The organism is Paenibacillus sp. JDR-2, assembly GCF_000023585.1.
GTDB lineage: Bacteria > Bacillota > Bacilli > Paenibacillales > Paenibacillaceae > Pristimantibacillus.
The window spans coordinates 2,214,785-2,239,904 of record NC_012914.1; the positions used below are offsets into that span (position 1 = coordinate 2,214,785).

25 protein-coding genes and 1 riboswitch are annotated in these 25,120 nt (G+C 50.9%); of the genes, 11 read left to right on the forward strand and 14 right to left on the reverse strand.

Features of this window, described 5'->3' with window-relative positions; translation table 11 throughout:
• Positions 1 to 11: 11 nt before the first annotated feature.
• The 4 genes from PJDR2_RS09625 to PJDR2_RS09640 all read left to right on the forward strand — a co-directional run bounded on the left by PJDR2_RS09625 (position 12) and on the right by PJDR2_RS09640 (position 1,740).
• Positions 12 to 419, forward strand: coding sequence for a VOC family protein (locus PJDR2_RS09625; protein ID WP_015843473.1), 408 nt, complete (start codon positions 12 to 14; stop codon positions 417 to 419).
• Positions 420 to 518: 99 nt separating this feature from the next.
• On the forward strand, positions 519 to 737 hold the full coding sequence (locus tag PJDR2_RS09630; RefSeq protein ID WP_015843474.1) for a cysteine-rich CWC family protein: 219 nt from the start codon (positions 519 to 521) through the stop codon (positions 735 to 737).
• Positions 734 to 1,045 carry a DUF1806 family protein gene (locus tag PJDR2_RS09635; protein WP_015843475.1) on the forward strand — a complete coding sequence of 104 codons (312 nt, stop codon included), beginning with the start codon at positions 734 to 736 and terminating at the stop codon, positions 1,043 to 1,045. The genes PJDR2_RS09630 and PJDR2_RS09635 overlap by 4 nt, the downstream gene beginning before the upstream one ends.
• Entirely contained in the window at positions 1,042 to 1,740 is a 699-nt protein-coding gene (locus PJDR2_RS09640; protein WP_015843476.1) for a PIG-L family deacetylase, read from the forward strand. The genes PJDR2_RS09635 and PJDR2_RS09640 overlap by 4 nt, the downstream gene beginning before the upstream one ends.
• 16 nt (positions 1,741 to 1,756) lie before the next feature.
• Here PJDR2_RS09640 and PJDR2_RS09645 read toward each other — a convergent pair whose 3' ends face one another.
• The 4 genes from PJDR2_RS09645 to PJDR2_RS09660 all read right to left on the reverse strand — a co-directional run bounded on the left by PJDR2_RS09645 (position 1,757) and on the right by PJDR2_RS09660 (position 7,136).
• On the reverse strand, positions 1,757 to 2,914 hold the full coding sequence (locus tag PJDR2_RS09645) for an acyl-CoA dehydrogenase family protein (protein WP_015843477.1): 1,158 nt from the start codon (positions 2,912 to 2,914) through the stop codon (positions 1,757 to 1,759).
• Positions 2,915 to 3,040: 126 nt separating this feature from the next.
• Positions 3,041 to 4,798: an adenine deaminase gene (gene ade / locus PJDR2_RS09650; protein WP_015843478.1), complete on the reverse strand. Its 1,758-nt coding sequence runs from the start codon at positions 4,796 to 4,798 to the stop codon at positions 3,041 to 3,043.
• A 110-nt stretch (positions 4,799 to 4,908) separates the two neighbouring features.
• A riboswitch (purine riboswitch) is annotated at positions 4,909 to 5,006 on the reverse strand.
• 28 nt (positions 5,007 to 5,034) lie between these two features.
• Positions 5,035 to 5,781 (reverse strand): 2,3-diphosphoglycerate-dependent phosphoglycerate mutase, encoded by a 747-nt coding sequence (gene gpmA / locus PJDR2_RS09655; protein WP_015843479.1) that lies wholly within the window; start codon positions 5,779 to 5,781, stop codon positions 5,035 to 5,037.
• A gap of 110 nt (positions 5,782 to 5,891) precedes the next feature.
• Positions 5,892 to 7,136: an MFS transporter gene (locus PJDR2_RS09660; RefSeq protein ID WP_015843480.1), complete on the reverse strand. Its 1,245-nt coding sequence runs from the start codon at positions 7,134 to 7,136 to the stop codon at positions 5,892 to 5,894.
• Between the two features lie 227 nt (positions 7,137 to 7,363).
• Between PJDR2_RS09660 and PJDR2_RS09665 the strand changes: the two genes are divergently transcribed.
• Complete coding sequence (locus tag PJDR2_RS09665; RefSeq protein ID WP_015843481.1) at positions 7,364 to 8,551, forward strand: NAD(P)/FAD-dependent oxidoreductase; 1,188 nt, start codon at positions 7,364 to 7,366, stop codon at positions 8,549 to 8,551.
• Between the two features lie 11 nt (positions 8,552 to 8,562).
• Positions 8,563 to 9,417, forward strand: a complete 855-nt coding sequence (locus tag PJDR2_RS09670) for an RNA polymerase sigma-70 factor (RefSeq protein ID WP_015843482.1) — start codon at positions 8,563 to 8,565, stop codon at positions 9,415 to 9,417.
• 45 nt (positions 9,418 to 9,462) lie between these two features.
• Here PJDR2_RS09670 and PJDR2_RS09675 read toward each other — a convergent pair whose 3' ends face one another.
• Entirely contained in the window at positions 9,463 to 10,563 is a 1,101-nt protein-coding gene (locus PJDR2_RS09675) for a Gfo/Idh/MocA family protein (RefSeq protein WP_015843483.1), read from the reverse strand.
• A gap of 232 nt (positions 10,564 to 10,795) precedes the next feature.
• Here PJDR2_RS09675 and PJDR2_RS09680 point away from each other — a divergent pair, with 232 nt between their 5' ends.
• On the forward strand, positions 10,796 to 11,788 hold the full coding sequence (locus tag PJDR2_RS09680; RefSeq protein ID WP_015843484.1) for a Gfo/Idh/MocA family protein: 993 nt from the start codon (positions 10,796 to 10,798) through the stop codon (positions 11,786 to 11,788).
• A complete protein-coding gene (locus tag PJDR2_RS09685) occupies positions 11,772 to 12,782 on the forward strand; it encodes an AraC family transcriptional regulator (protein WP_265525122.1) in 1,011 nt (336 codons plus the stop codon). The genes PJDR2_RS09680 and PJDR2_RS09685 overlap by 17 nt, the downstream gene beginning before the upstream one ends.
• 284 nt (positions 12,783 to 13,066) lie before the next feature.
• Here PJDR2_RS09685 and PJDR2_RS31845 read toward each other — a convergent pair whose 3' ends face one another.
• Positions 13,067 to 13,714, reverse strand: a complete 648-nt coding sequence (locus PJDR2_RS31845) for a helix-turn-helix domain-containing protein (protein WP_015843486.1) — start codon at positions 13,712 to 13,714, stop codon at positions 13,067 to 13,069.
• A 201-nt stretch (positions 13,715 to 13,915) separates the two neighbouring features.
• Here PJDR2_RS31845 and PJDR2_RS09695 point away from each other — a divergent pair, with 201 nt between their 5' ends.
• Positions 13,916 to 15,265: an MFS transporter gene (locus PJDR2_RS09695; protein WP_416202258.1), complete on the forward strand. Its 1,350-nt coding sequence runs from the start codon at positions 13,916 to 13,918 to the stop codon at positions 15,263 to 15,265.
• Between the two features lie 71 nt (positions 15,266 to 15,336).
• Positions 15,337 to 15,735: a hypothetical protein gene (locus PJDR2_RS09700; RefSeq protein ID WP_015843488.1), complete on the forward strand. Its 399-nt coding sequence runs from the start codon at positions 15,337 to 15,339 to the stop codon at positions 15,733 to 15,735.
• Positions 15,736 to 15,777: 42 nt separating this feature from the next.
• On the opposite strand, the gene udk is transcribed toward PJDR2_RS09700, so the two are convergent.
• From udk to PJDR2_RS09740, 8 genes are all read right to left on the reverse strand, one after another.
• On the reverse strand, positions 15,778 to 16,386 hold the full coding sequence (udk, locus tag PJDR2_RS09705) for a uridine kinase (RefSeq protein WP_015843489.1): 609 nt from the start codon (positions 16,384 to 16,386) through the stop codon (positions 15,778 to 15,780).
• Between the two features lie 53 nt (positions 16,387 to 16,439).
• Positions 16,440 to 18,065 carry a xylulokinase gene (locus PJDR2_RS09710; RefSeq protein WP_015843490.1) on the reverse strand — a complete coding sequence of 542 codons (1,626 nt, stop codon included), beginning with the start codon at positions 18,063 to 18,065 and terminating at the stop codon, positions 16,440 to 16,442.
• A gap of 22 nt (positions 18,066 to 18,087) precedes the next feature.
• Entirely contained in the window at positions 18,088 to 19,296 is a 1,209-nt protein-coding gene (locus PJDR2_RS09715; protein WP_015843491.1) for an MFS transporter, read from the reverse strand.
• A 36-nt stretch (positions 19,297 to 19,332) separates the two neighbouring features.
• On the reverse strand, positions 19,333 to 20,511 hold the full coding sequence (locus PJDR2_RS31850) for a class II aldolase/adducin family protein (RefSeq protein ID WP_015843492.1): 1,179 nt from the start codon (positions 20,509 to 20,511) through the stop codon (positions 19,333 to 19,335).
• Between the two features lie 11 nt (positions 20,512 to 20,522).
• Positions 20,523 to 22,001 carry an aspartate aminotransferase family protein gene (locus tag PJDR2_RS09725; protein WP_015843493.1) on the reverse strand — a complete coding sequence of 493 codons (1,479 nt, stop codon included), beginning with the start codon at positions 21,999 to 22,001 and terminating at the stop codon, positions 20,523 to 20,525.
• Between the two features lie 182 nt (positions 22,002 to 22,183).
• A complete protein-coding gene (locus PJDR2_RS09730; RefSeq protein WP_015843494.1) occupies positions 22,184 to 22,939 on the reverse strand; it encodes a tyrosine-protein phosphatase in 756 nt (251 codons plus the stop codon).
• A gap of 23 nt (positions 22,940 to 22,962) precedes the next feature.
• Positions 22,963 to 23,793, reverse strand: coding sequence for a metallophosphoesterase family protein (locus tag PJDR2_RS09735; RefSeq protein WP_015843495.1), 831 nt, complete (start codon positions 23,791 to 23,793; stop codon positions 22,963 to 22,965).
• Positions 23,794 to 23,934: 141 nt separating this feature from the next.
• Positions 23,935 to 24,585: a GntR family transcriptional regulator gene (locus tag PJDR2_RS09740; protein WP_015843496.1), complete on the reverse strand. Its 651-nt coding sequence runs from the start codon at positions 24,583 to 24,585 to the stop codon at positions 23,935 to 23,937.
• Between the two features lie 137 nt (positions 24,586 to 24,722).
• On the opposite strand from PJDR2_RS09740, the gene PJDR2_RS09745 reads away from it, so the two are divergent.
• On the forward strand, positions 24,723 to 25,103 hold the full coding sequence (locus tag PJDR2_RS09745) for a GntR family transcriptional regulator (RefSeq protein WP_015843497.1): 381 nt from the start codon (positions 24,723 to 24,725) through the stop codon (positions 25,101 to 25,103).
• Positions 25,104 to 25,120: the final 17 nt, after the last annotated feature.

Sequence of the window (25,120 nt, forward strand, 5' to 3'; positions counted from 1 at the left end):
TGTGTAGTCAAATGGCAAAGCTGACACCGTATTTTTACTCCGAAGACGCGAAAACGCAAGCCGGATTTTACATGCAGGCTCTAGGCGGTGAAGTCATCGATCAAATGACGTACGGTCAAGCTCCGGGTACGGATGAGTCGATGAAGGACAAAATCATACATATGGTTTTTCAAGCTGCAGGTGTTACCTTCTATATTGCCGATACGATGCACGAGCCTCCGGGACACAGTGCGAGCTTTGATTTGAACCTCGAATTCAAAACAGACGAGGAAGCGCGGCAAGCCTATGCCAACCTATCGGAAGGCGGCCGGGTGATCATGCCGCTGGAGAAGCAATTTTGGGGTACGCTGTTTGGCCGGGTAGAAGACAAATTCGGCATCAAATGGCAGATCAGTACGGAGCCGAAGCCACAAGGCTAATAATGTGAATCATGACTATCCGCTGCTCCAGCTTGGGAGGAACGCTCGGATAGTCTTTTTTACGATAGAGGTTTTCTCATAAGGAGAGAGGGAAACAAGATGAAGGCAAGCGAATGTCCAATCTGCAAGGGGAACAATCAGTGCGGCAATGAGCAAGGCCGGCCGGCCGGGGACTGTTGGTGCAGCAAGGAGGTTTTTCCGCAAAAGGTGTTTGAACAGATTCCATCCGAATTAATGGGAAAAGCCTGCGTATGCCAAGCTTGTCTGGAAAGGCTGAAGCGGGAATCGAAGGAAGAGTCCGGGGAGATGCAATCATGAATCCAATAAATCCATTAGAAGTAGAGGATTTGCTGCAAAAATTTACAGGGGAAGAGATTTACGTCCATAGCGAAGCAACGTCTTATGTTTTTGTACGTAATTTCAAGGTCAAGCTGACGCAGGCTTTTGCAGCCGGAGAGGGGCCGTTCCGGATCGCTTTGCGCTTTGATCAAATCGGCTGGCTGCGAATGGAAGCGCTCACGCATTACGAGCATGATACTGAAGGACGCCTGCTGCTGGCAGGCTACGATGACAGAGGACGGATGAATGTTGCGCTGCATCTCGGAAAGGAGCCGTTTGCTGAATGAGTACAGAACCAAGAAAACTTCTCGCCGTATTTGCCCATCCGGATGACGAGTCTTTTATTTGCGGCGGTACGTTAGCGAAGTATGCCGACAGCGGAGTGGAGATTACGTTAGTCAGCGCAACAAGAGGCGAGATGGGCAGACGAATGGGCAATCCGCCTTATTTGAACCGCGAGACGATGGCCGCAGCCCGTGAACAGGAGCTTCGGGAAGCATGCGAATGTCTAGGGGTCAAGCATCTGCATTTCTTCGATATTCGCGATAAAACGGTGGAGTTTGCCGATCCGGATCAATTGGCTGACCGTATAGCCGGATTGATACGGGAAGTTGATCCCGATGCTATTCTTACCTTTCATGAGAAATGGGGAGGGCATCCGGATCATTGCGCGATTGGCAAAGCTACGATTGAAGCGCTTGCCCGCACGGGACTTGCGAAAGCCTTGTATTTCATTTCGTTCGGAGATTCGCTGGCCTATCCGGAGGCTTACGGTTATACCCAAGAGGAGATTACCCGGATTGACGTAAGCCGCTATAAAAAAGCGAAGCTTGCGGCGTTCCGCGCACACCGCTGCCAGACGGAAATCGATGAATGGGTATGGCTGCCTGACCGGCAGGCGATGAGCCGTTTCGGGGAGCATGAATATTTCATCAAAGGAAACAAAGAGGCGCTCAAACTCGGCAATGCCGAATTGTTCTAGCGCCTCATGAGGAATGTTATTCAAATTCGCTTAAAGCCGTTGCAGCCAGGTTTTGAATGACGACATTGTCCATCGGCGGATTATGCAGTCCGGCCCGAACATCCCTGTAATAACGCTCGAGCGGAAGCTGACGGGATAAGCTGGTGCCGCCAACGATCCGCATGGCCAGATCAACAATCTTTATGGCGTTATTGGTTGCCACGTATTTCGCGAGACCCAGGTCAGCTTTCAAAGCTGGCCTGTTTTCCGTTTCACGGTCCCACCGTTCCGCAATCGAATACAGCATGGTATGGGCGGTTCGAAGCTCAAGCTCCATCTGGCCGATCGAATGCTGGACGGAAGGAATAGACGAGATCGGTTTGTCCATCTGGCCGGGTTTGTAGGAGTTAGCGAACGACAGGGCATAATCTCTTGCGGCTAGCGCAATGCCAAGATAACAGGCAGGAATATGCAGCAGCCATCCGCCTCCGTCATCCGTCCCTTTGCCGGTAAGCCGGTGATCGGCGGAAATAAAAACTTGATCGAGCACAACATCGTGGCTTCCGGTCGCGCGCATGCCAAGCGTATCCCACGTTTCGATAATGGAGACTCGTTCGTCCCGGCTCACCATGAAATCGCTAACGCTGTCCTCTTCCGGAATATAAGCGGTTACGACAAACCGTTCGAGGATGGGGGACAAAGTGCTGAAGGTTTTGCGCCCGGATATAAGCCATCCTCCTTGGACGGCTGTTGCGGTTGTTTCGGGCTTGCCGCCCCTGCTTGGACTGCCGGTAGCTGCTTCGCTTGCGAAGGTGTTAATCATTGCTCCGTCTTTTACGACGGCCGCGCAGAGGTCAGCAAAGACAGGCTCCTGCCATTTTCGGGAAGTGCGCAGATGCAGCATCTGTCCCATATGCCAGCCAACCGCAAGCGCGGTAGAACCGTCGCCATAAGCTAATCTTTCCTGCAGCATAACCATCTCATAGAGAGAGATTTCTTCTCCGCCGTATACTTTGGGAACCGTAAGCCTCAAATATCCCGCCTCGCGCAAATCCGCGAAATTATTAAACGGAAACGAACCTTCACGGTCATGCCGGGATGATCTCTCCGCGAAACATGCCGCCAGTTTATCTACTTGCAATACCCGGGCTTGTTCTTCTTCATTCCGGATATATTGATCTACCCAACGAGTCATCTATTTTCGCTCCTCTTAAAATGAATATTCGCAAATAAGGGCTGTGCTGCAGGCTATATGCGCTTATTCATGCTACGTATGCATTAGCCTTACCTTATTATAGCAAGCAGAGGAGACATGTCGCTATCAGGCTTGAACTCCGATATGACGGTTTGACGCAAATTCGAACAAGCCTTTGTCCGTTATTTTGAGCTCAGGGATGACCGGGAGAGCCAGGAAGGATAACGTCAGGAATGGATTAAACGTATCAGGGGCCCCGATCGTACGAAGCGCGCCATATAAGCTATGCATCTGTCGATTCACTTCGCCATAACGTTGTTCGGACAAAAGGCCGCCGACAGGCAAGGACAAGGAAGCAAGAACTTCACCGTCCGCCACAACCGCAAGCCCGCCGTTCATCGCAGCCACATGACCGATAGCAAGCAGCATGTCTTCGTCGGTTACTCCGGCGCAGATGATATTGTGCGAATCATGGGCTACCGACGATACGATCGCGCCTTTGCGGAAGCCAAATCCTTTGACAACCGCAAGCCCGATATTGCCGGTCCGGTGATGACGTTCAACGACGGCAAGCTTAAGCTGGTCGCGTGCTGTCGAAGAAATGAACCGCAGCTCCCGGTCTCTTGAAACTTGTTCTTTCAAATGCCGGGTCACAAGAGAGTTCGGAATAATTCCGATAACATTGCAGCTATCCGAAGCGAGCGGAAGCTCAAGAGCATTCGGCCGAAGCGGCTCCATTCCGGTTGTTATATCGGAGGAACGCATAGTCTCCGGCAAAGCTTGCGCAGCACTAGCGGTGAAGGCTTCCTCCGCAAGCTCCCCGTTGCTAAATACGCTTACGCCTTCCTTAAATACTTGCCGGATCGTCAGCTTTTCCAAATTATCAACGATAACAAAATCAGCCTTATAGCCGGGAGCAATCGCGCCTTGCTGGCGCAGACCAAAGCATTCGGCGGCGTTCAGTGTCGCCATCTGGATGGCGGTAACCGGATCAAGCCCTTTGCTCACGGCCAGACGGATGCTGTGGTCGACGCTTCCTTCCTCCAGCAGATCGTCAATAAGTTTATCGTCGGTCACAAACAGGCATCTTCGGCTATTTCCGGCGTTAACGGCAGGAAGGAGCGCTTCCAGGTCCTTGGCGACGGTTCCTTCCCGGATCATCAGATACATGCCAAGCTCGAGACGGTGCCTTGCTTCCTCCGCGTCAATAGCTTCATGATCCGTGCGGATGCCCGCGGCCATATAGAGATTGAGCTGTTCTCGGTCAATGCCGGCGGCGTGACCGTCGATATGCGCAGCAAGCTCATTCGCGTCAGCCAATTTGCTGATCATGCCGGGACTTGCGGCAGCAAGAGCGGGGAAGTCCATCACTTCAGCCAGGCCAAGAACTTTGGGATGCGCGTAGAACGGGCGAAGCTCTTCCGCTTCTAGAGTTGCACCACTCGTCTCGAAAGGGGTGGAAGGCACGCAGGACGGCAGATTGACGTAAATGTCGAGGGGAAGTCCTTCGGATTGATCAAGCATATATTGAATCCCTTTGCTGCCCATTACATTAGCCATTTCATGCGGGTCGGTCACAACGGCGGTGACCCCATGCTGCAGAACAACTTTAGCGAATTCCCGCGGCGTCAGCATCGAGCTCTCAATATGCACATGGCCGTCAATCAAGCCGGGAATGATCCATTTCCCAGCGGCGTCAATCACTTCCAAACCGTCCGTGTAGTCGCCGATTCCTGCAATCATGCCGTCCGCGATTGCGATATCGCCGGACATAATGCTGCCTGTAAACACATTTACAATTTTGCCGTTTCGGATAATAAGATCTGCCGCAGCGCGTTTGGCTGCTACGTCGATTCGTTTGGTGAGTTTGTCTTTTATATTCATGCCGGATATTCTCTCCTTAAAAGAATTGTGATATTATCGGCGCTTACGCCGAATGAAGCAATTCTTGCGTTGAAAGCATATAAATTAAAAAAACTCCCGATTACCGCCGATGCCGAAAGAAGCATGCTGGTAATCGGGAGTTTACGGTTCCCGGTAGAAACCCCCGGCCCGTATTGCCGAGGTTATACGCAATATTGGATTCTATTGTAGAAGATGGACTACGGGAATGCAACGACTTATTTTGTCGAAGGCATGATATGCGTAGGAATCTGGCCGTTCGGATAGGGTCCTTCCCAGCCGAGATAGTAATGGCGGACCGGCTTCAGTTCATCATCCAGCTCATACACAAGCGGAATGCCGGTAGGGATATTCAAGTCTGCAATGCCGTCCGGCGGTATTTGGTCCAAATATTTGACCAGTGCCCGCAGCGTGTTCCCGTGGGCGGCTATAATAACCTGGCTTCCGGAGGAAATGGCGGGAGCTATTTCCGCATTCCAATACTTCAGAACCCTTGCCTCCGTGTCTTCCAAGTTTTCCGTTAACGGAAATTCGCCTTCCTTGAGTCCGAGGTAACGAGGGTCGGCAGCTGCGTATCTCGGATCGGTCGAGTCGAGTGCCGGAGGGCGGACGTCAACCGATCTGCGCCATAGATGCACCTGGTCCTCTCCGTATTTGGCGGCGGTTTCCGCTTTGTCCAGCCCTTGGAGAGCGCCGTAATGCCGCTCATTCAACATCCAGCTTTTATGCTCCGGTATCCATAATAGATCCATCTCGTGAAGGATAATCCATAAGGTGCGGATGGCGCGTTTCAAGACGGAGGTATAGGCGATGTCGAAGACGTAGCCGTGTTTTTTCAGGATGCTTCCGGCTTCCCTGGCTTCATCCAGACCTTGCGTTGACAGGTCTACATCAGTCCAGCCCGTGAACCGGTTCTCGACATTCCATACGCTTTGTCCATGGCGGATCAGGACGATTTTTTTCATGAGGTGACCTTCTTTCCAAAGTTTGCTTATCTCTATAATGTTTCCAATCAAGAAAAAAAACAAGCCGACCCTGATAAAATCGGGTCAGCTTGTTCTAAATCTTTATCTTCTCAATGCGCTTCGGCATGGTCGACATGCTTTAGATGTTTATGGTTCAACGCAATGAGGATAACGGCCAGGATAACGAAGCCGCCGCCGATATAGAACGGGGCCTGGAAATCGAACCACTCGGCGAATTTGACCGCGTAATACGGAGCAAGCGCGCCGCCGATGAACCGAAGGAAGCTGTAAGCCGCGGATGCGGTTGGACGTTCGACCGGAGCGGCGTTCATAACGGCCGTCGTGATAAGAGTATTATTGTTTCCGAGGAAGGCACCCGCAAGAATAACCATGCAGATGACGACCGCTTTTTCCGTTGTCCAGTAGCCCATCGCAAACAAGGTGCAAGCGAAAAGAACAAGCTGGATGCACATCGATTTGATTGTGCCCGAACGCCTTTGCAGCTTAGGAGCCATAAAGACGGAAGTGAATGCCAGCAGGAGACCCCAGCCTAGAAAGACATAGCCAAGTCCGTGAACATCCAGATGATGCAGATGGCCAAGAACCAGCGCGGCATACACGAGAAGGGTGAAGAACCCGAAGTTGTACAGCGCCGCGGAAAGGCCAAAGATCAGAAGGGCGCGATGCTTCAAGGCACGGAACGGATCGAGAATGGAAGCTTTCTTTTTCACCGCTGTAACCGAAGGAGTCTTTGGCTTCGGCATCATGAAGGTGATCAGGCAGAACGCTACAATCATGAGGCAGGCAACGCCGTAGAACGGACTGCGCCAAGAGATGGCGCCTAGCTCGCCGCCAAGCAGCGGACCAACGGAAATGCCAAGGCCTATGGCAACCTCAAACAAAATAATAGATTTGGCAACGCCAACGCGGGACAAGGAAACAATGGCAGACAGCGCGGTTGCTACAAAAAACGCATTGCCGAGACCCCAGCCGGCGCGCAGCCATACGATGGACATAACATTGTCAACGCTTCCGGCAAGCGCGGAAAAGATGGCGATAAGGACGATGCCGGTGAGCAGCATTTTTTTTGTGCCAAGCTTAGAGGAAAGGACGCCGGTTACTAACATGGCAACGGCCATGACGGCATTATAGCTCGTAAATAGAAGAGTAAGATCACTGTCCGACGCGTGAAGCTGATCCTTCATCATCGGCAGAATCGGGTCAACCAGGCCAAGACCCATAAAGGCAATAATACTAGCGAATGCTATCGCCCATACGGCGATCGGCTGGTTGAACATGGACCCGGCGGGTTTAAGCGGAGCCGCGGTAGCTGCTGCTTTAGCAGTTGAAGACATAATTGGCGTTATCCCTCTCTTTACATAAAATGGTTTAGTCTCTTGAAACAGAATCAGCAAACGAACCCATCGTACCGTCACATTAATCTTTACGTCAACGTTAACTTTGTGCTAATTCCTAGCCGAAGAAATAGTTTTAATTATTTTTAGAAATTGAAATATCTGCTGTCACAAATAAAGAGCTCTCCACGTTCTATTTGCAAAAGAACAAAAAGGAGAGATCATCTATGAAAGAATGGACTGTGGTTGTCGCTGGCGGCGGGTATGCGGGAATTCATGCGGTAAAAGCGGTTTGGAAGCAGTATGGCGCTCATGCGGAAGGACGGAAGCTTCGCCTTCTATTATTGGATCCGAATTCTTATCATCTGCGCAAGGTGCTCTTGTTCAAGCCGGCGGTAGGGGCTGACCCGATCACGGTGCCCTGGCAGCAAATTTTGCCGGAAACGGCCGAACACGTGCAAGGAAAAGCACGGCATGTAGATGCGGATGCAAAGGTGCTCGAGTATGAGGATGCGGAAGGCAAATTCGTACGGCTCGCCTACGACACGTTGGTTGTTGCGATTGGCAGCGTTGCCCGCGAGACGGAGTCCGCGCTTGGAGGCATTGCCCTTACGGGTATGGAGTCGGCTGTCCGAATCAGGGAAGCGTGGAGCTATAATATGCAGGCTGCAAGGGTGGAAAACAACGCGGGGGAACACCGTCGCCTGCTCACGGCAGCCGTTGCCGGAGCGGGAATAACCGGCATTGAGACAGCATCGGAGTTAGCGTACGCCATGAGAGAAGAAGCTGCCAGGCAGGGACTTAACCCCGAAGAAATCCGGGTTCATCTGTTGAATGCCCAGGACCGTTTGTTTCAGGAAGGATCGGTGAAGGCAAGCCGCAAGCTGGAGGAGGAGCTGGCGAAATGCGGCGTATCCGTGCATCATCGCAGCAAAGCGGTACGCGAGGAGAATGGCAGTCTATTGCTCTCAAGCGGTGGAGCTCTGCAGGTTAGCCTTACGGTATGGACACTTGGACTTGTTCCAAATCCGGCCATTCGCAGCTTCGGTCTGCCGGTAACGAAGGACGGCAGGCTTATCGTGGACGAATGCTATCGCGTGAAGGATGCCCGTGGCGTGTATGCCATTGGGGACTGCGCGTTTATCGTGGACCCGGATAATGGGGAAGCCGCCCGAATGACCTGTAAAGAGGCGATTCCGCAGGCTCAGCGATTAGGCAAAATCATTGCGGCGGATAAAAACGGCAGCCAGGCTCCCCGCCATAAACAGGTGATGGATGGTTTTACGATTGGACTTGGTCCGGGACGGGGAATGACATGGACGCGCAAATGGGGGCTTGATATAATCATTTCGGGAAGTTTATCTTATAAAATCAAACGCTTCGTCTGGGATTATGCGAGTATGCTGAAATCATAAGGAGACGTCATATGATTGAGCTGTACGAACGTTATAAAGGGTTGTTGTTTAGCCTTGCTTATCAGTTAACCGGCTCTGCTGCCGATGCGGAGGATGCGGTTCAGGACGTATTCCTCAAGGTGCAGAATATGAACCCGGAAAAGCTGCATGAGCCCAAAGCGTATTTGTGCAAAATGATAACGAATCGCTGCCTGGATCATCTTCGTTCGGCAAGAGTACGCCGGGAGCAATATGTCGGTCCGTGGCTGCCGGAGCCGATAGCACAATACTACGATGACGGTCTGGAGGAAGTAGTCCGCCATGACCTGCTGTCCTACGCCATGCTTGCGCTGCTCGAAAGGCTGTCTCCTTCGGAACGGGCCGTATTTGTTCTGCGCGAAGCGCTGGGGTTCGATTATCCCGCTATTGCCGAATTAACGGGGAAAAGCGAGCAAAACTGCCGCAAGCTGATGAGCCGGGCGAGAGCGAAGATGGGGTTAACGGAAGAAGAGCTGCTGACTGGCGGTACAATCGAGCAGGCATGGATTAACCGGTTTGTAGCAGCCTTATCCGAAGGCGAGGTAGACATCGTGCTGTCCATGCTTGCGGAAGATGCCGTGCTTGTATCCGACGGAGGAGGCAAAGCATCGGCGGCTGTCCGGCCAATCGAAACAAGGGAGCGCGTGGCGCAGTTCCTGCTGGGCATTTTCCGCAAATCCCAGATTACGAGCCATATGACGGTAGAGCTAAAACCGCTGAACGGGGAACCAGCCTTCGTATTCCGTCAAGAAGGAATCGTCGATTCGGTCGTATTTCTTGAGCAGCGAGAAGAGGTTCTTCACCGTATATTTATCGTCCGCAACCCGGATAAGCTTCACAATGTATAAAAAAACGGTTGTGCTTGTTAAAAACAGGCACAACCGTTTTTTTATTTATTTCGCTACTTTTTCGCGATTGAGGTATACCGTCTCGCCAGTGCGGGCGGATTCGTAAATCGCTTCCAAAATCTCGGTTACGACAAGAGCCTGCTCTGCTTTAACTACCAGATCCGTATCGTTTTGGATTGCGCTGATCCAAGCTGCGCATTCCACGTCGATATCGCGCTCCGAAGCGCCGTCATAGAACGCCACGCCGCCAGCGGAAAGGTCGATTTCCTTAACGAACAAACGGCTGTTCTCTTCACCATTGATGCGAAGACCGTTCTTCATGTCCGCTCCGCCTTCCGTACCGCAAAGCGTACATTTTGCTTCGTCGATATCAAGCGTATTCAGCGCCCAGCTTGCTTCAAGCGTAATTGTTGCACCGTTCTCCATTTTGATAAAGCCTACTGCGGAATCTTCTACCGTAAATTTCGCGGGATCCCATGGGCCCCAAGCGTTAGCGGCATTTTCTTTCGAGCCCAGCTTATGGAATACGGAGCCTGTTACGGAAACCGGCTTGTAGTTGTCCATCATCCACAGCGTCAGGTCAAGCGCGTGAGTACCGATATCGATAAGCGGTCCGCCGCCTTGTTTCTCTTCGTCGAGGAATACGCCCCATGTTGGAACCGCGCGGCGGCGGATAGCATGAGCACGAGCATAGTAGATTTCACCAAGCTCGCCTTGCTCGCAAACCTTTTTGAGGACTTGGCTGTCCGGACGGAAACGGTTGTTGTAACCGATTGTCAGTTTTTTGCCTGTGCGTTTCGCGGCATCCAGCATAGCTCTCGCTTCAGCAGCCGTTTTAGCCATTGGCTTTTCGCACATAACATGCTTGCCGGCTTCAAGGGAATCTATCGTAATAAAGGAGTGCGAGTCATTAGGCGTTAATACATGTACAACATCGATCGAAGGATCGGCAATCAGCTCGCGGTAATCCGCGTATACTTTCGAGCCTTCAGCGCCGTATTTTTGAGATGCTTCTTCAGCGCGTTCCACTACAACGTCGCAAAAGGCAACGATTTCAACATTCTTGTTCTTGCTGAGTGCAGGAAGATGCTTGCCATTAGCGATACCGCCGCAGCCGATGATACCAACCTTTAGTAATTTACTCATGTCCAGCCTCCGTTTAAATGGATTTATAGAAAAAAGTTGTTTATGCCCTTACTATAGGTTTGACCGATATTTAGAGTCAATAAGGCTATAAAAAAGTTCTTGTCTGTGTCGTATAATTAGAGTCAGAATGTCTTTATGTTCTAGTTTTACTTTGGTAAATGGTATGCTACCTTAGAAATAAGTCGTAAATATGAAGTTATCCAAAATAATCGGTCTGAGGAGTGGAAGTTATATGATTAGAGTCGCAATGTTAAGCTATTGGCATGTTCATGCATGGGATTACACGAGAGAGGCGCAAGCGCATCCGGATACGGAAATCGTAGCGGTATGGGACGAAATTCCGGCTAGAGGCGAGGAAGCGGCTTCCAAGTTAGGCGTTCCTTTCTTCTCTAATCTGGATGAGCTTCTTGCACGCGAAGATATTGACGGAGTTATCGTGGACGCGCCTTCCAATATTCACCGCGAGGTTATGGTAAAAGCCGCGCAAGCCGGCAAGCATATCTTTACGGAAAAAGTGTTGGCGCTTACAACGAAAGAAGTTAACGAGATTCTGGCGGCAGTGGAAGAAGCGGGCGTTAAGCTGACCGTATCGCTGCCAAGACTTAACGACTGGTATACGCCTTCCATTCAGAACGTGCTGGAATCCGGCATTCTGGGCAAAGTTACCTTGACGCGCGTCCGCTTGTCCCATAACGGCGCAATCGCAAACTGGCTTCCGGAGCATTTCTACAGCCTGGAGCAATGCGGCGGCGGCGCTCTGATTGACCTGGGCTGCCATCCGATGTATTTGACTAGACTTTTCCTTGGCGAAATGCCGGTTCAGGTTCAAGCTTCGTACGGTTACGTAACAGGCAAAGACGTAGAGGATAACGCGGTTTCCATTCTCACGACGGCTGGCGGCGCTATCGGTATCGTGGAAGCGGGCTTTGTGAATGCCCATTCGCCATTCACGATCGAGATCCACGGCACGGAAGGCTCGCTCTTGTACGGTACGCCTGAGGACCGCGTTCTTGTCCGCAGCAATAAGAACGGGGAATCGGAGTGGACGGAAGCGGATAAGGCAAGCGGCCGCATTAAGGCATTCGAGCAATGGGCTGACCATATCCAAAATAATACGGTTGCAGCAGAGAACATCCGCATGGCACAGGATCTGACGGCGCTGATGGAAGCATCTAACCGCTCGGTTGCTGAGAAGCGGGCTGTACGTATTGAAGAAATCCGCTAATACAATGACTGGCATGGATGAACGGGAGCAGATCGTGGAGACCGACAGCAAGGTTAGCGCAAGACCGTATCCTTATGCCATTATGAAAGAAAAGATGGACGCGCTTGAACGGCTTGATCTGCATTTCAGATGGGGTCGTTACGGAATCAGGGTGCTCAAATGGCATCTGACCACCTTTAAACCCGGCCAGCTGATCAAATTCCATAAGCATTCGGAGTTTGAATTCCACTTCGTGCCGCGCGGCAAAGGAACGGTCACCTTGATTGACCATATTTACAAGCTGAACAGCGGCATGTTTTATTTGACGGGTCCTGGCGTTGTGCATCAGCAAACGGCAGATAACCGGTCCGGCATGGAAGAGCTGTGTCTGCATGTGGATATCACGCGTCTTCCAGGCGGAGAGGAAAGGGAAGAATGGGGCTCGGAGTGGGAAAATAAAGAGTCGGAAGCCTGTATTCAGGCGCTGACCGATTTTCCGCTTCGGCCGTTTATGGATCAGCATGATGCCATGACATGCTTCCTTCAGGCTTACATGGCTTGGCGATCCGGCGAGCTTGGGGCTTATACGACAATCCGCCAGTCTTTGATTCAAATATTGCTGCGCGCCGCCAAAGCGACCGTTGACCGGGATGGCCAGCAGATGCTTCCAGCGCGGGATATTCAAGCGCATCGCTTCGAGATGGCGCAGCAGTATATTTACGATAATTACGCAAGACCGCTAACCCTGCAGGAAGTTGCGGACCGGATCCAGATCAGTACAAGACAGCTGCAGCGCGTCTTTCACCGGTACGGGGTAAGCTCCTTCAGCAGCTATTTGGAGGATTTCCGGCTGCAGCGTATTTGCGAAGAACTGGTCGAGACCTCGAATACGGTGGAGTCCATCGCGGTCAACCATGGCTTTACGAATACGAACTACCTGTTCCAGGTGTTCAAGAAGAAGATGGGGATGACACCGCTCGCTTATCGTCAGCGTCATCAGTTAACGAGTGTATGAGAGTTAAGGGCTGTTCCAAAAGTAGTCATTCATTTAGATGACTTTTGGGACAGCCTTTGTTTCATTTCGCGTATGCTGGATTTTCTACAGTAAAATTGGCTAAAAAGGAAGGAATTTATGGCTACATTGGATTGGCTCCATTTAGCATAGAATCCAACGCAGGTCGAATTCCAAGTTTAAATCGCGCGTTATGCTGCGAGAAATCCAATGTAGCTATTTTGTAATTACAATGAGAAATTAGTTTATAAAATAATGGTGATCGTAAAACGGATTCGAGTGTCTCTTTACCCGATGACGGCCATTCTCTTCTTGTATTGCGAAGGCAGCATGCCGGTCCATTTCTTGAACGTCTTTGTAAAATGGGCCTCATCATAATACCCGACTTCCTTGGCAACGGAATGGATCTTCATATCGCTGGCCTGCAGAAGCGCTTTGGCTTTCTCGATCCGGTATTGATGGACGTAATCGAGGAAGTTAACTCCAAGCTCCTGTTTGAACAACGTGGAGAGATAAGTGCTGGATACAAACAACGCCTTGGCGACTCCGGCCAAAGTCATCCCATGAGCGGCATAGGAGGCTTCGATTACTTCCAATGCCTGCTGCACCTTCCGCTTTGGCGTACGCTGCGGGTTCAAGCTTAGCTTACGATACAATTCGGAACCTTGGTTAAATTGCTGTTCCAAAGCCTTTAACGCTTCCTTATAAGAAAAATAGAGCTGATGTACATTTGGTTTTGGTAGGCCAAAGGTAACATTGGCAATTATGTTCAGGTAATGCTGTTCCAAATTTTTTACTTCTTCTATGGCTCCCGAAAGACAATCTGTAAGATGGTCAAACAAGTGCTTCATTTCTTCAAACGGTAATTCATTCATTGGTGTAGCTGAATGGTTGAGACTGAGATGTTCCTCTTCTGCAACGAACAGCTTTGGCATAACATGCCTCCTTACTGCTAATGGAATCGATTACATTATATTCTTTACTATAAATTGCAAATGATAAAATGGCTATGCCTAATGTTTTAGCTTTATAGCGTTTTAACGTTCTTCGTTTTTTTGCGGCGGGGGGATGAAACCTTGCTTCGCCTTTTTTTGTGTTATACTGAACAAAGTAAAGTAACTTCGTAGGGAAACAAGGTGGACAACTTGAATGACAGAATCGTAATGCCCGTGTGGATGCTGGGCTTGTTTGTCGTGGTCATGAATACGACCATGTTTAACGTCTCGGTACCAAGTATTATTAATGATCTCGGAATCACTTCGGATCTTGGCTCATGGATCGTATCCAGCTATTCGATTGGATATGCCCTATCAACGGTGATTTACAGCCGCTTATCGGACATCGCTCCAATACGCAGGCTGGTAGCGGTAGGGCTGCTAATATTAGGACTTTCTTCGGTGCTTGGAATCTTTGCTCATAATTTTGCTCTTCTGCTAACGGCGCGGATTCTTCAATCGGCAGGAGCAGGTACGATGGCCGGACTTGGACTTGTTCTGGCAAGCCGTTATATCCCGGTTGAACGAAGAGGCCGGGCGATCTCGATGATTGCGGCCGGCAGCGCAATGGCGTTTGGTCTTGGGCCGATTGTAGGCGGCGTCATCAGCGAATATTTTGGATGGAACGGCTTGTTTGTGGTCACTTGCCTGGTGCTGGTTATTTTACCGGTCTTGCTGAAGCTGCTGCCGAAGGAAAATCCGCAGCCGGCCAGCTTTGACTATTGGGGGGCCGCCTGGACCGTTATTAATGCGACTTCTTTACTGATTGCGGTAACGCAGCAGTCCGTCATCTGGCTTCTAGCCAGCGTGATTACGATTGTGATACATGTGCTCCATATCCGGAAGGCGCAGGGCAACGGAACTTTCGTGAATCCGGAAGTATTCCGCCAGCCCGGCTATATCCGGCTGCTTGTGGTAGGCTTCTGCCTGCTTATCATTAACCTGGGCAACCTGTTCCTGATGCCGCTTGTCCTGGCGAATCTATTCCATAAATCGGAGATGCTGATTGGCTTCCTGATTGCTCCGGGTGCGATTCTATCGGCGGTGCTCACGCCGTTTGTCGGACGCTGGCTGGACCGGTACGGCAATGTCCGGTTCCTGTTTATCGGGACAGCTGTCTTAACGGTTGTAATGGCATTGTTTATGACGGCTCTTGGCAGCTCGCCTTTTGTTATCATGTGCGGGTATTTGCTGTTCTCGCCGGCATTCTCGGCAACGCTGGCTTCGCTTAACAACCAGACCTCCAGCATTCTGCCGAGGCATTTGATTGGCTCCGGCATGGGGATGATGCAGCTTATTCAGTTTTTTGGAGGTTCCTTGTCGGTAGCGATTTGCGGAGTTTTGCTCCATAAGATGAGCAGTATCACGCTGGAGCATGCTTATAACCATGTCTATCAACTGCTGTTCATTTGCCCAATCATAGCGATTGCAATGCTAGGCTGGTATTACTCGTCTTATCGGAAAAATGTTCAAGCACAAAAGCTTGTTTAATGTTCTTCGTCCACGCCAATCTATTAACTCCCGCATCTCTTATAGCATCTGAATGCAGGAGGGATGTTAGATTGGCAATCAAACGGGCAAAGAAAGCAGCGATTTATACAACGGGGATATTAAGGCGCAACACGAATACCAATTATGCGATAGTGGATGCCGTTAACTTGAACGGGTACGGAGATCGCAAAATAATGGTACAAGTCTTTGATTGGTCGAGTGGTGCTCCGGTCGCATTGCCGGTGTATCCTTGTCAAACTAAACGCTGTATCGTTACCGTAGGACCAAATCGCTCCGCTTATTTGTATGCCGATGTATCTAAAGTTCAATTCAAGTATGAGGTTCGTATTTCCCGGGTAATAGACCGCAACCTGGTCAACAATGTCTTTGGTCTCAATAAGATGTTTTCCCCGCAGTCGGGTAATACCGTTCTGGAGCGTAATTTGATCAAGCTTCACCGGAAAAGATAAACGAAAAGGGCTGTCCCAAAGCGGGACAGCCCTTTCGTCTGTTTAGAAATATTTCTCCATAAGGATGGACAGCATCTGAATGCCCACTTCGTTCTGTCCGCCTTCCGGAATAATGATGTCGGCATATTTTTTGGACGGCTCGATAAAGGCTTCGTGCATCGGTTTAACCGTCTTCAAATATTGATCGTGAATCGATTGAATGGAACGGCCGCGCTCTTCAATATCCCGCAGCACGCGGCGGAGTATGCGGACATCCGGATCGGTATCCACAAACACCTTAATATCGAGCATCGCACGCAAATTTTCATCGGACAATACATGGAGTCCTTCTATAACGATGATTTTGCAAGGTTTGAGCGCAACCGTCTTATCCTTAAACCGGGAGTGGTTAGCAAAATCGTAGACCGGTGCTTCAGCCGTCTGCCCGGATTTCAACTGCTTCAAATGCTCGATCAAGAGCTCATTGTCAAAAACCAGAGGATGATCATAGTTCAGACCTTCGCGCTGGGCAAAGCTCAGATGCGGATGATCCTTGTAATAGTTATCTTGCGAGATAAAAGTAACCTTATCTTCGCCAAGCCGTTCAATAACAGAGCGGGCTACCGAGGTTTTCCCCGAACCGGTGCCGCCAGCAATACCGATAATAAGCATAGTTGTTCTTAAAGCCTCCTAAATGTGTAAAGCCCGTCAATTCAAGTATTGTATCATAGCGAGGCACGAAAAACATCCGAATCGGCTTTGAGACTATTTAAGATGCCAAATGCTTTTTTATTTCGTCTATACAAGGACTTGAATACCCCAAAATAAGTATCATAGATAGCTTTGTTCCGGGGATTGGGCGTATAGGAGGCGCGTACCTGCACAAAGGTTTTGGCTGCGTCCAGATTTGGAACGATGCCAAGTCCAACAGCCGCGGTAATGGCTGCCCCTATGGCACCGGCATTTTGCGGACTGTCAACCGTCTCGATCGTCCTTCCTAAAATATCGGCGAGGATCTGGCAGGTGAGCGGGGCAAGCGCGCCGCCTCCGACAAAACGGATCGCCCGGGAGGTCTTAATCTTCCGATCTTGCGCTTCGAGCTGCCATCTGAGATGGTAACAGATACCTTCAAGCACGGCATGAATCAGCTCGGTTTTCCCCGTTTCAATACTGATGTTGAAAAACAGGCCCCGTGCGTGCGCGTCCTCAAACGGACAGCGGTTGCCATGCAGCCAAGGCGTAAAGATAACGCCGTTACTGCCCGCAGGCACGTCTTTGATCGCATGCATCATGTAATCGTATAGGCTGCGGTACATCGTTTCTTGGGAGTCGGATACTTGTTTTTTCTCCAAATAGATCCCGATTTCGTCCAAGGCCAGATGGTTTTTGACCCATTCCAGGCATTTGCCCGCCGTCTCCAGCTCGCAGAAATAATGATAATGCTTCGGCCTTGCTCCTACGATGGAAGCGATCATGCTGCTCGCATCGATAATCTGCCGGTTCACAACCGTCGATACCCAGCCGGAAGTGCCCAGGTAAATATGCGTATCGCCTTCCGCAACCGCACCGGCTCCCACGGCGATAAGAGAGGCATCGCCTCCTCCGCCAAATACGGGCGTGCCTTCCGTAAGCTCAAGCTCCGCGGCAGCCTCGGCGGTTAATAATCCGGCTATTACCGTGGACGGTATCACCTTCGGAAAATGCTCGTTACGGACGCCAAACATCCGGCACATCTCCTTGCTGAACCGGTTGTTTCTTGCGTCGTACAGCAGCGTCGCGTAGGCTGTGTCCTCGGTCATGACAAATTCGCCCGTACATTTGAAGAGCAGATATTCCTTGACGTCCAGCCACTTGTGAACGCGGCGGAATACATCGGGTTCATGCCGCTGCACCCACCGGTATTTCCAGACGGGATCCTTGACGCTGGCCGGAACGGCGCGGGTAATCGCAAGCGACTTAAGCAGCTTGAATACATTAGCCCCGGCAATTTGAATGCCGTGCATAATTCCTTTGCGGTGCTCCTCGGAAGCCCGGGTATCCATGTAGCTCATTGCCTTGCGGACGGGCTCGCCTTGTTCGTCAACTAGTACAAGACCTTGCATTTGGGCGCAAAAAGAGATTCCGCTAATATGCGAAGCGGGGATGCTGCTCGTCTCCAGCACTTGTCTTGTTGTTGTCCGCAATGCCTGCCACCAGTCCGCCGGATCCTGCTCCGCGCCGCCATTTTCCAGAATCGTAAGCTCATAGCTGTGCAGAGCGCTGGCCACAAGCGACACGGAGGGGGCCAGATGGTAAAGACATGTTTTGACGCCGGAGGTTCCTATATCGTAAGTGAGCACGTAAGCACTCATTTGCTGCACCCGCCTTTACCTTTTACATGGACTGATTCGGATCTTCATCCTTGGCCCGGTGGGCCGACTCCGGAATGCGGAACGATACGGGAAGCAAAGCGGCCGTCAGCACGACAAACAGCAGCATCGGCCAGACGATAGAGTCCAGTGCTTCATTCAAGACTTCAAACAAATAAACAAATGCAATGCCGGAAACCTGGCCCATCAGCAAAATCATCCCAAGCGAAGTTCCTTCCCGCACGGGATAAGCAAGCTCCGAGCCATGCTGGAACAAGATAGGGGCGACGCCCATGATGGTGAAGCCCGCAAGCCCGGCAATAACGGTTACCGGAACGAACTGTTCGGCAAAGGTCAGCCCAAGGTAAGCAGGAATGAGCAGCGTAATGGCCGCAATAAAAAAGGGAGCGCGAATCCGGTATTTATCCGACAGGATCGGAAGAGCAACCGCGCCTATAATCCCGGCGACGATAAATACGGCACCAACAAGTCCGGCTTCCTCGGATGTAAATCCCCGGGGGGTAAGAATCGTTTCCAACAGGGTAAGAATCGTGTTGAAGATGCCAATGCAGATAAAGCTGACGAGCAGGATAAGAAAATAGCTTTTGTTCTCGATAAGAAGACCAATCGATTGGAAGCGTAATACCTCTTGGCGTGGGGTGGTGTTGGTCAGAGGAGCGGGAGGTTTTACGGGTACAAACGCAGCGGCTAGACAAGCGGCAACAATCGCAAACACCGCAAACCACATAAATAGGTTAGGGATGCCGGAAGCTTCCGCGATTGCTGGAGCAAGCGCCATCGGAACGATAAACCCGATATATTGGGCAAGCGTCAGAATGCCGGCTGCCGTAGATCTCTCCCGAAGCGGGAACCAGTCCGAGGCTACTTTCGTAGCGATATTAAGCAGAAAGGGCTGACCGATTGCCAGAATGAACTGAAAGATCAGGACAAGCGTGAAATCCTCCGCATACAAGGCGCGCAATAAGCTAAATACGGCAGTCAGACCTGCGCCGATCAGAAGAGATGCTTTGTAGCCCCATCTGTCTATGACCCAAGAGGCCGGCATGGAGAATAGGATAAACATGATCATAAAGCTCATGGAGCATAACGTGACGGACATGCTGCCCACGCCGTAAAAGTCTTCCGCCAAGCTTGAGATTGGCGCGAGGGAGAGCCACATCATTTCGGTCGATACGATAACCGGGACAATCGATAAAAGAATGATCCATTTCATGAGGAAGATTCTTTTAATAACAATTCCACCTTTCGGCTAGGAGGTAACTGAGGCCTGCTTCGAATATTTTTTCAAATACACCAATCGCATCAACAGGCTTTCCAGGTAATGAATAGGCTTGACTTGGCCAAGCAGCTTAGCTCCGATATGGGCCTTGCCGTTTTTCTCTAAAACCATTCCTACGGCTAGAGCATCATCATAGGTAGCGCCGCAGCATAAAGCGCCCATTCCGCGGATCAGCACGGCTGAGGAGCTTTTGAGAGCGGCGGTTACCTCGGAAGGGGAGAGCGCAGCGTTTCTTGCCGAGGTGCCGATCAGCTGGGCAAAGTCGTCAAGCAGCGGCTTCAGCGGCTGCCCGGTCTGAGAGAATACCGTAATCTCCGGAATGCCGCTCCAGCGAATATGGTTAATCTGCTTATGCGTACGGTAGATTTGCTGGTAGACCCAGGCTTCTTCCGGCATGGCGGCATCCAGTTCGTCATACCGGACAAGGAGCTCGGAGCCGGAATCGTCAAACAGCAGGAAACCATCCTCGGTCCTTCTGCTGTGATACAGCATCCGGGATGCAGGTCCCGGAGAGGAGTAGCCCAGCCCAAGCGCAAACCGGCTTAACGCGGCCGCATCGGCTTCTTGCTCGCCAGTCAAGCTTTTGTAAGTACCATCGATATATTGACGGCATGCCCGATCCAGTTCCAGAGCGGCTTCGAAGGCTTCCGTATCGTTGCCGCCGTAACAGACGGCACCGTGGTTTTTCATGATAATCGCTTTGTTGGAGGTGAGAGTAAGCGCTTTAGCAACGTTGCGCTGCAGTTTCTTGGTACTCGGGAGCGCATAAGCCCCGCATAATACCTGTCCTGCCAGCATGCCGCTGTTTATCGGAACTGCGTCCATATTACAGGCGCTAATAACGGAAGCGTGCTCCTGATGCGTATGGATGACGAAATGGGCGTCCGGGAATCGTTTATAGACCTCGGCATGGACGCCTTTCTCGGAGGAAGGCTTGATATTGCCGCTATAGCTGCAATCGGAGATTTGAACGGTAACGATATCATCCGGCGTAAGCGAGCGGTAATCCCGGCCGCTTGGCGTAATGACGAACCGGCCGCCCTCGATGCGGTGGCTTACATTTCCCCAGGTGCGGGCAATAAGACCGGTTTCCATCAGCTTGATTCCGGCTTCAATAACACGCTGCTTGGCTTCTTCGATAGCTGTCACGGGCATCCTCCTTATCCCTGCAATAAGGCTACATTGCCGAAAATACGATCAAAGCGGACGAGGACGTCGTCAATCATTTCTTCCGTATAAGCCCCGCTTGTGTAAAGACGGCTGCCTGCCAGAGTTACGATACCTTCGGCCATGTAGGCAGCGCCCATATGCTCCATTTCTCTTTTCCGTTTGGACGTCTCCGACAATACCTTCGGAATTTGCCAAGGCTTCGACCAGTTGATGGAAAAATGCATCGTGCCCACCGTCTCGAGGTGGCAGATCGATCCTTGATTAAAAGCCACAAACGGCAGCTTGTATTTGCCGATTAAAGTCTGCAGTCCTTCGGTCAGCCGGTCGGCCATCCGGCCGGATTTCGGGATCGCGTTCGTCCGTTCAATCTCGCATAACGTATAATAGCCGGCTACGCAGCTGAGGGGATTCGCTGCCATCGTACCGCCGATTAGCGCCTTCTTATGCTTGCTGCCGGCTTCAATGCCCGCGGACAAGTATTTCATATATTCCTTCTTGCCGCCAAGGCCGCCAGCGCCCGGATAACCGCCGGCAACGACTTTGCCGAAGACCGTCAGATCCGGGGATACCCCGTAATAGCCCTGCGCTCCGGACATCCCGATCCGGAAGGCCGTAACCACCTCGTCGAAAATAAGGAGGGCGCCGTATTTGCGGCAGAGCTGCTCCACTCCTTTATTGAAATCCGGGTCAACCGGCCTGGTGCCGCTTTCCGGTCCAACCGGCTCGATCAGGACGGCTGCCGTGCCGCCGCGCAGCTGATTGAAGCGAAGCTTTCGTTCGAGATCCTCCAAATCGTTCGGGAAAAATTCCTGGGTATGCTTGAAGATATAACGCGGAACGCCATGCGCTTGCGTCCATTTGGAGCCGGGGATGCGGATTCCGTAGGCCAGCTGGTCGCTCCAGCCATGATAAGCGCCGCCCATCTTGATAATCTTTTTCTTCTTGGTTGCCAGACGCGCCACGCGGATAGCCGCCATGCAGGCTTCCGTGCCGGAGCCCAGCATGCGGAACATCTCCACGGAGTCGATGCTGTCGGCGATTTTTTTGCCTAGCTTATATTCGTATTCATGGAAAAGTCCGGTTGAGGGGCCGCAATCGTTCAGCAGCTCGATGACCTCCTGGCGTACCTCGGGCGGGTTGCTTCCGAGCACCGTTGGGCCGCCGGCCTGCAGAAAATCATAATAGCGGTTGCCGTCGGCATCATAGAGGTAGGCGCCTTCGGCTTTCGTAAATACAAGGGGAAACGGATGGTTAAAGGCCAGGTTATGCTGGACGCCGCCGGGAATAATCTCCTTGGCTACGTCTATCATCTCTTTCGATTTCGCGCATTTCGCTTCAAAATAATCCTCTTCATACTTCTTCAGAGCCTCAGGTCTAATCGAATAAATCGGCTGCTCGATGAGCCGGTCAAGCTGGCTTGTCACGGCCTTTACATCGGGATAGCGGGAAATCGAAAAAGTCCTCTCCATATGTACCCTCCTACAGATATTGGTCACGCAAGGGGCAGGGAAAAATATAATTCAAGTATATATAAACGGTTCGAAAGAAGGAACCAGTTTAGGTAATATCTCACAAAAATATTTAACAGAATTAATGCTTTTCTACTAATTCAAATAAAAAAGACTGCATGAGCAGTCTTTTTCTTATCGACTTATTCTCCGAGCAATTTGCTCTTAAGCACTGCTATCTCGTCAGCAGATACGCCGATGGTGAGCAGGTATCGTTCTCCGGAACCGTATTTGCCATACAGATGTTCGAGCATCATCACCATGTTATCGGGGGCGGAGCCCATAAAGCGTTCGAACATTTCGACCGCTTCCGGATCCGCGCTGCCAAGATGCTTCCGGCGCATTTCGTTAATCATCGGAGCCAGGCATTCCGCCGTTAGGCTGTAATCGTTAATGATTGTGTCGTGAGGAACTTGAACAGTGTCCAAAAGCAGCGCGGAGATGACGCCGGTCCGGTCCTTGCCCGCCGTGCAATGATACATGGAGGCTTCCTCCGAGTTCTGTGCCAGATGCCCAAATACCTCGCGAAGCTGAGACTGCGAATGCTCCAGCATATCGACATAAAGCTCGCCGAGGCTTTGAACCTGCATTACATCCGGCGTAGCCGGATTAATCAGACTGACATGGCGATAAGCCATATCCCGCGAAGCAGCAAAAACGTTCGGATCCTTCTCCAGCTCTTGATCATGTCTCAAATCGACGATAAGCCGCACGTTCCGATCCATAATGAGTTGTTGGTCAGCGTCAGTCAAACGATGAAGACCATCCGCCCGGTACAGCCGGCCCCATATGGTAATTTGACCGTCGTTCGTCTCGTACCCGCCTAAATCACGCATATTATAAGCGCCCTCGAGTTTTACAACCCGGTTCATCTGGGGCTGCTGAGTATTAGTTGCCATGAATGTCACCTCTCTATATATATTTAGTGGTTCTCAATTGCCTCTTTCATTTGCTCCATCGTAAATTCGTAGACAACCTTGTTCTCGCCGGGCATTGCAGCAGGGGTAACAATCATTTGGCCGTTCTTCACAAGAACCAGGTTATATCCGCTGTTATCGATGAACTTCATGCTGCCCTTAGAAGTAGGGTCCAGGCCAAAGGCTACGCCGGTGCCGGCTGCGCTCGGGATGTTACGGAACAAGCCGATGCTGTTGAAGTGGATATGACCCGACAGCAGTCCGATTACATCCGTACCGGCAATAACATCGGCAAGAGCTTCGGGATTTTCCAGCAGATGAGAGTCCATCAGCTCCGAAGGAGTAGCTACAACCGGATGATGCAGAACAACAATGGTGCCTGCAGGCGCGGTAGAGGCGAGTTCGTTGCTCAGCCAATCCAGCTGCGCTTCATCCAGCCGGCCGTCATGCTTGCCGGGAACTTGCGTATTCAGCATAATAATCCGAAGTTCCTCATGCATGAAGCTGTAGTGGTAAGATTCTTCGGAAGGTTCTTCGTTCAAATAGCCCTCACGGAAAAACGGGCGGGAGTCGTGGTTGCCAAGCGCCACATATACCGGAATTCCAAGCGCTGCTTGTTCCTCGTCGATCAGCTGGCGGAGAAATTTATAATCCTCGACATCTCCGTCTTGCGTAAGGTCACCGCTGATTACGATAAAAGCAGGTTTCTCGCTGAGCCTGCCAATCTCCGCAAATACGGCACGAAGCTTGGCGCCGCCGTCGATCGAGAACAGGGGAGTTTTTCCGGGAACGTTAACATGTGTGTCAGTTAGGTGAGCAAACAAAATCGGGTTCATTCGAATCGTCCTTTCGGGAGTGGATTGAACTTGTTCGAATTTAGTATGCAACTTGTATGTAAGTTGTGTGTAATCAAAAAGTTGAATATTTGTAAATTAAAAAATAAAACCGGAGGCCAATAAGGCTTCCGGTTTACGCGTCTATCTCATCAGTCCGCCGAGGATGAACTGCTCATGGACATCGGCGTATTGCTCCGTGACAGCGGCTTTGGCCGCTGCGATATCACCGCTCTTAATCGCTTCGTAAATCCGGCGGTTCGTTTGAACGGAGCGGCTTGGCTGGTATTGCGGATATTTTTTGCGGTAGGCAACGGTATGGAAGACATACCGCCCGCGGTACAGCTCCATAATTTGCAGCATGCTCTCGTTATGAATCGTCCGGAGGATCGTTTCGGTGAACAGCAGGGTATGGTTGTAATAACCGTAGTAATCGCTTTGCTCCATAGCCAGCTGCTGCTGCTCAAGCAATTGGCTCATCGTATCCACATCGAAAGCAAGCTGGCGCTTCAAGGCCGTGTCCAGCGCGAACAGCTGCATAGAGACAAGAACTTCATACATTTCGCTAAAATCATGGGCGGAAACTTCCTTAACCATGACTCCCCGTCCGCGAAAGGTTCCCACAAGCCCTTCCCGTTCCAGCAAGGAGATAGCTGCTCGGATAGGCGTCCGGCTCATGCCTAGCAGTCCGGCAAGCTCATTTTCCGATAACATGGAGCCGGGCATATATTCCGCGCGCATAATCCGCTCCCGAATTTCACGATAAGCGACCGTTTCCAGAGAAGTAGAAGACATAATGATCTATTCCTTTGTTTGTTTTTAGTTTAATAGTAACAAATGTCTTGAAAATACTGCAATGAGGAAGATAACCTCCAAATGCCCCTTGCCAACTCATTGTATTACTGCCATAATACAGTCATAGCAGGGGGCAGGTGAGGGTATTGCTGACGTTTCAGGATTTGCAGCTGAATAATAAAATGCCGGTCTACATGCAGATTGCTCTGTATGTGAAACGGCGTATTTTGCTAAAATGGGCAGTTTCCGGTGACAAGCTTCCTTCCAGAAGGGATATTGCGATGCAGCTGAACATTAATCCAAACACCGTTCAGAAGGCGTTTAAGCTGATGGAGGATGAAGGGTATGTCCGAACGAGCAGCACCACGGGAAGCGTGATTTATTTGAATGACGAAATTTACAGCCGAATCGAGTCGGAATTGACCAAGGAAATGGTGGCGGCGTTTATCGCGGAAGCCAAGGAAGCGAATCTATCGTTCAAGAAAACCGTAGAGCTTCTAACGGAGTTGTGGGAATAAGTTTTTTATACAGTGAT